Source organism: Pricia sp. (assembly GCF_041745955.1).
Lineage (GTDB): Bacteria > Bacteroidota > Bacteroidia > Flavobacteriales > Flavobacteriaceae > Pricia.
Window position 1 is genome coordinate 1 of sequence record NZ_JBGTHY010000444.1, and the last position, 6,382, is coordinate 6,382.

General features: G+C 46.5%; 4 protein-coding genes. All 4 read left to right on the forward strand.

What is annotated here, in order from left to right; all coding sequences use genetic code 11:
* On the forward strand, positions 1-1,793 hold a 1,793-nt coding region (locus ACEW8S_RS15770; RefSeq protein WP_373519081.1), incomplete at its 5' end, for a SusC/RagA family TonB-linked outer membrane protein.
* A 10-nt stretch (positions 1,794-1,803) separates the two neighbouring features.
* Positions 1,804-3,285, forward strand: a complete 1,482-nt coding sequence (locus ACEW8S_RS15775) for a RagB/SusD family nutrient uptake outer membrane protein (RefSeq protein WP_373519082.1) — start codon at positions 1,804-1,806, stop codon at positions 3,283-3,285.
* A gap of 176 nt (positions 3,286-3,461) precedes the next feature.
* A complete protein-coding gene (locus ACEW8S_RS15780; RefSeq protein ID WP_373519083.1) occupies positions 3,462-5,648 on the forward strand; it encodes a hypothetical protein in 2,187 nt (728 codons plus the stop codon).
* Between the two features lie 44 nt (positions 5,649-5,692).
* On the forward strand, positions 5,693-6,382 hold a 690-nt coding region (locus tag ACEW8S_RS15785), incomplete at its 3' end, for a sulfatase-like hydrolase/transferase (protein ID WP_373519084.1).

Below are 6,382 nucleotides of genomic sequence, written 5' to 3' on the forward strand. Positions count from 1 at the left end.
TTCGAAATCAATTTTATGGTTCACTGACGGTGGACTACGATTTGGTTAAAAATCTGAAGGCAACAGTGCGATTCGGTGCGGAGGCCAACAATAGAAGAGATGATTTTTATAGAAGCCGCGTGGCCGAGATAGGTAGGGCTGAAGGGGGTGTTGCCAATGTAGAATCTACGGAATATACGCATTGGTTGACCGAGTATCTGTTAAAATATGAGAATACCTGGAATGATACCCACGATTTTTCCCTATTGGCGGGGGCTACTTTTGAAGAGTTTTTGACAAGGCGTCTGTACGGGGAATCGGCGGGATTTTTATCGGATGTTACTGGCACCAACTTGCTCCAAAGCGGTGATGGTGAGTTACGGGACAATCTCCAAAGCTCAAAATTCAAAAATACACTTAATGGTTTCTTGGGTCGTATGACCTATGGATATAGGGACCGCTACCTGTTCACGGCATCCTTTAGGGTAGACGGTTCTTCCCGATTTTCGGAGAATAACAAATACGCGTTTTTTCCTTCGGGTTCCATTGGATGGAACATCAGCGAAGAGGCCTTCTTGGAAAACAGTAGTTGGGTCGATAACCTGAAACTCCGAATCGGATATGGCGAACTGGGAAATCAGGGTATTGACAATTTTGAGACCTTACTGACCTTGCAATCCGGAGGAAATTCGGTGTTTGGCGGTTCGATTTTCAGAGGGGTGGTGCCGGCGCGTTTACCGAATCCCGACCTCAGATGGGAAACTACCGCGGAGACCAACGTGGGCCTCGACTTTTCTTTTGTCTCGAATCGTATCTCGGGGACTTTGGATTACTTTGACCGAAAAACATCAGATCAGTTGTTTGTACAGCCCTTACCCTCGGTCGTAGGGTTTACCTCGGTTCGAACGAATCTCGGTGAAGTGGTGAACAAAGGTTTCGAAGTGGGCCTGCAGACCAAAAATTTGATCGGCGACTTTTCTTGGAACACCAGTTTAAACCTAGCTTTCCTGAAAAACGAAGTGACCCAATTGCCCGAATTTACCGAACGCCTTATCGGAGGTCAGATCGGTACCTTTATTACGAATTATACCATCGTACAAGAAGGGTCCCCACTTCGTTCGTTTTACGGCTTCGAGATCGATGGTGTCTTTCAGGAGGGCGACGATATCGAAAACTCGCCGACGCCCGATGTCAGCGGCTACGCACCGGGGATGCCAAGATTCGTGGATCAAAATAACGATAATACCATAGATGAAGACGATCGTGTGGTGTTGGGCGACCCCTTCCCCGATTATAGCTTCGGCATCAATAATACCTTTAAATACAAAAGACTCTCGTTGAATGTCTTTGTTTTGGGAGTTCAGGGGATCGAAACCCTTGATGCCAACATTACGGAGTCTTTGTATCCGACAAATGACGCAAGGAACTCAATTTCAGAGTATTATGTGAACCGTTGGACGCCTAGTAATCCCACCAATGACTATCCCTCGGGTATTAACCCGAGTTTGTACGGGGGCGCAAGAATTGTTAATTCATGGACGGTCGTCGATGCCTCTTTTATACGTTTTAAGAATGTCACATTGGGGTATGACTTCGATGTGGATAGACTTGGCCCCGTATCAACTTTAAGGGTTTTCGTAGCGGCGGACAATTTGGCAACCATAACCGATTACAAGGGGTATGACCCCGATGCCAGTGCTTCGGGATCGGATGCAAATCCCAATACCCCGAACGCAGAGAATGTAACGAGGGTAGCTTATAACAGTTATCCCCTGGCAAGAACCTTCCGCGTAGGAATCGATGTTAAATTTTAAAAGCAAAGCGATGAAAAATAATAGAAACAGAATCAGCATTTATCTACTATCGGCTTTTGCATGGATTACTTTGGGATGCGAAGATTTTTTGGAGGAAGAAGTTTTTACGCAGTATGACCCGGATGCCTTTTTACAGGACAAGTCCGGTGTCGACGCGCTATTGACCGGTGCCTATTCGGCGATGACCGTTACCGGTTATTTTAGTCGCGACAACACGTTTATATTGGGGGAGTTTCCAACAGATATGACCTGGGAGACAGGTGGTGGCCTCAATCGTGAAGTCGTACCCATAATGCAGTTCAACTGGGATCCGACCACAGGGTTTTTCAATAGTCAATACCGTAATTTTTATCAGGCCATTGCCCGGGCGAACAATGTATTGCTGGTTATCAATTCCTTATCCGACATAGAGCAGGAAAGTATTGATCAAATCCAGGCCGAGACCCGGTTTGTAAGATCGTTTTCATACTATATGCTTCACACACTCTTTGGACCAACACCCATCATAGAAATTCCGGCAGGCGCTTCTTTGGATGAAATTGAAGCTATAGGCAAGGAAACCCCACGTGCCACCGAAGAGGAGTACAGGGCGTATGTAGAGGCAGATCTTCTCTTCGCGGCCGAAAAACTCTCCGCGGAAGGCTTTTCAAGCAGGGCGAACAAGGGCAATGCACTGGGCTTGTTGACCAAGTTTTATCTCAACAATAAAGAGTGGCAGAAGGCCGTCGATGCCGCGCAGCAGGTATTGGGGTTAAATTATACCCTTTATGATGATTATACCCAGCTCTTTTCAATTGAAGGGGAAAGCAACAACGAATATATTTTAAGGTTTGAATGTTTGTTGGGTAGTGATCAAATCAACGTTTATATGCCCCATGCCTTTCCGCCCAATTATCGAATCCAGACCAATTGGCAGAATTTCGGTGCCATGTTCCGTACCTATACCGATTTCTATGAGACTTTTGAAGAAGAGGATGTTAGGAGAGAGCTATTTATCACGGAATATGTACCCATCGGCGAAACTGACCCTGTACCTCTTGATCGGGATGACGACGGCAATGCCTTGGATGATGTCCGTAGCTTTAAATATACCCCTGATCCCAATGCCATCGGACAGGCGCACGGCAACGATATACCCTACATCCGATTGTCGGATATCATTCTTGCCAGGGCGGAAGCCCTGAACGAAATCAGCGGACCGGGTCAAGAAGCTATCGACCTTATTAATCAAGTGCGAAATCGCGCTGTCGCTTCGCCGATAACCTTGGGAGAGTTTGCCGATACGGATAGCTTACGTGATTTTATCCTGGCCGAAAGGGGAAGGGAATTTTACTCCGAAGGTTTTCGAAGGGAAGATTTGATACGACATGGCACGTTCATTCAACAAGCTATAGATAGAGGAATAGCGGCTCAACCCCATCAGGTGCTATATCCGCTGCCCCAAGACCAGATCGATAACAACCCCAATCTGGAACAGAATCCGGGCTATTGAGTGTCAGAAGTCTTACATTTAGAAGTTGCTTGGCTCATTGATAAACTTTTAAATCAAAAATAGTCGGTGATCCGATGGCATGAAATCAAGATAGTTGTTTGAGTTAGTTTGGCTCTTTGCCCTGCAGCCTTTATCGGTTGCAGGGACAAAGGGTTAACTTTTTTGAAAAAAGAATCATGGGAAATTTAATAATAGATAAGACTATTTTGTTAAAAATGGATATCTGTTTGTTGGTATGCATAGGGTTTATGCTTCTACCTATTCCCACCCTTCAAGGCCAAAATCCCGATATTCCGGTGAATTTTGATAAATATGACGAATTAAGCGGAATTCTGATCAGTGCCGAAAAGGGTCTCATTACCGCCAAATGGAACGGAAACGACAGAACCAACTACGTCACCTTTCGCATAGAATCCTTCCTCGATAAGGATGGGATGAGCCCACAACCGCCACTTATTCAATCCATAGGCGTAATCGAAAATGAAACGGAAAAGAAAATTTTTAGCGAGCTGCAACCGGAGTATGCCCTGTTCTTAGGGGAACGCGACCTGAAAAAACGGAACGGCTGGCAGATTTTTTTCGACTACCCTTACAAAAGATCATATTCGGTACAGAAAGCAATTCTCGATACCAAGAATGTCAACGTTTCCAGTACGGGCAATCGGGCGACAATTTCGTTCGAAGGTCTTAAGGGCGGGGAGTTTGAAGGCGACTTGAATTTTACGTTCTATAGCGGGGATGCCCTTATTAAAATGGAAGCCGCCATGGCCACGGATCAAGATGCGCGGGCATACCTTTATCATGCAGGACTTTCCACCTTGGGTGACGATGTCAAGAATATCTGCTGGCAAGATAATACCGACAAATTTATAAGACAATCGGCCCATAGCGAATTTGCGACCCCCAAGACCACGCGTTACCGTACGATAATCGCCGAATCGGAAAACGGTGCCTTGGCCACATTCCCTTCCCCGCACCGCTTTATCCCGCCCTTGGACGGGGTCGGGAATTACGGATATAACTGGTCGGGGCAAAACTACCTCGACCTGTTCAATGGCTATGGATGGGGCGTACGGCAACCGGTTTTCGGTGACAGACGGCAAGTACCTTGGCTGAACGCCCCCCCGGGCAGCGTCCAAAAAATGGGATTCTTCCTGTATTTGGATGATCAAAAGGCGGAGGCCGTACTGGAGAAAATCAAAAAATATACCCATGGGGACCAATTTGTCGATATCCCAGGCTATAAGAAATTCACCAGCCATTACCATGTAGAACATTCCCTGGATTATATCAACAAACAAAAGGAACAGAACACGACCGAAATTCCCAAAGGTCTGGAAAATCCCGAATTCGCTCAGTTCTTTAAAAAAATGGGGGTCGACATCGTCCATTTAGGCGAGTTCCACGTTGGGGAAACGCCCGGATTGGGCACCGATGAGCGCCTGGCCCAATTGCAGGTGATGCATGAGGAATGCGAACGCCTGTCCAACAACAATTTTCTATTGCTGCCCGGTGAAGAACCCAATGTACAGCTTGGCGGACATTGGATGAGCTTTTTCCCGAAACCGATCTATTGGGTGCTGAACAATCCGGATAAAAAACCTTTCGTCGAGAAGTCCAAAACCTATGGCAAAGTATATCACGTTGGCAGTTCCGCCGATGTGCTAGAGCTGTTCGAAAAGGAAAATGGCCTGATGTGGGTGGCGCATGGCCGCATCAAAGGATCGACCGGCTTTCCCGATGAATATAAAGAGGAAGATTACTTTACATCCAATCGCTATCTCGGTGCGGCATGGAAAAATATGCCCTCGGATTTATCCGAAGAAAAAATGGGAAACCGCGTCTTTGGCCTATTGGACGACATGAATAATTGGGGACTTAAAAAACAGGCCTTGGGCGAAGTCGATGTTTTCGATATCCAAAACGATTACGAACTCTACGGCGCCATGAACATCAACTACCTGAAATTGGACAAACTGCCCGACTTCAAATACGGATGGCAACCTGTTTTGGATGTTTTGCGCAATGGAAATTTTTGGGTCGGCACCGGGGAGATTTTGTTGAAGGACTTTACAATCAACGATAAAGAATGCGGTAGCACACTAAAGTTGAAAAAAGGGCAAACGGCCAAACTCAAAGCCGATCTGGAATGGACATTTCCGCTCCGTTACGTTGAAGTAGTGACCGGCGATGGGGCGCAGGTAGAAAGGCAACGGGTTGATCTATCGGATACGAAATCCTTTGGGAACAAAGAATTCGAAATGGACTTGAACCTTGACGATAGCACTTGGGTACGTTTCGAGGTTTGGGACATTGCCGACAATGTTGCTTTTACGCAACCGATCTGGGTCGAAAGTAAATAAAGCGCTGTCCGCTTAGAGGATATTGTAAATCTAGAAAGCAAAGGATGACAAAAAGCCGCATCACATATTTAGCTTGTTATTTGTTCGTGTTCTGTAGCGCCTTCGGACAAGATAATCCGAATATATTGTGGATAACCATTGAGGATACCTCCCCACAGTTTATCGGATGCTACGGAAACCAAGATGCGGCAACACCGGTAATCGACAAATTGGCCGAGGAGGGAGTGCTTTTCACCAATGCCTTCTCTACGGGTACGGTGTGTTCGCCGAGCAGGTCGGCCATCATTACGGGGGTTCCGACCTATAAACTGGGTACCGGCCACCATCGCAGTAAGGTGCCCGTACCCGAATTCATCAAAGGCTTTCCCTATTTTCTGAAAAAGGCCGGGTACCATACCTCCAATAATTTTAAAACAGACTATAACGTGGCCAATGAGAAGCAATTTGTCCAAGAGGCTTGGCACGAAAGCTCCGATTCCGGCGGTTGGTGGAACAAAAAACCCGGACAGCTTTTTTTTTCGGTCTTTAATTTTGCCGAGTCCCATCAGTCGCGCACCATGTCGATGTCTTTTGATTGGTATATCAAAAATGTAAGGGAGCATTTGCCCGAAGAAGAAATTATTGCCGATACCGCTTTTGAGATGCCGCCCATCTACCGCGACTCTCCCAAGATGCGCAAGCAGATGGCAAGGGTTTACAACGCAATTGCCTTGACGGATATCCGTATCGGCGAA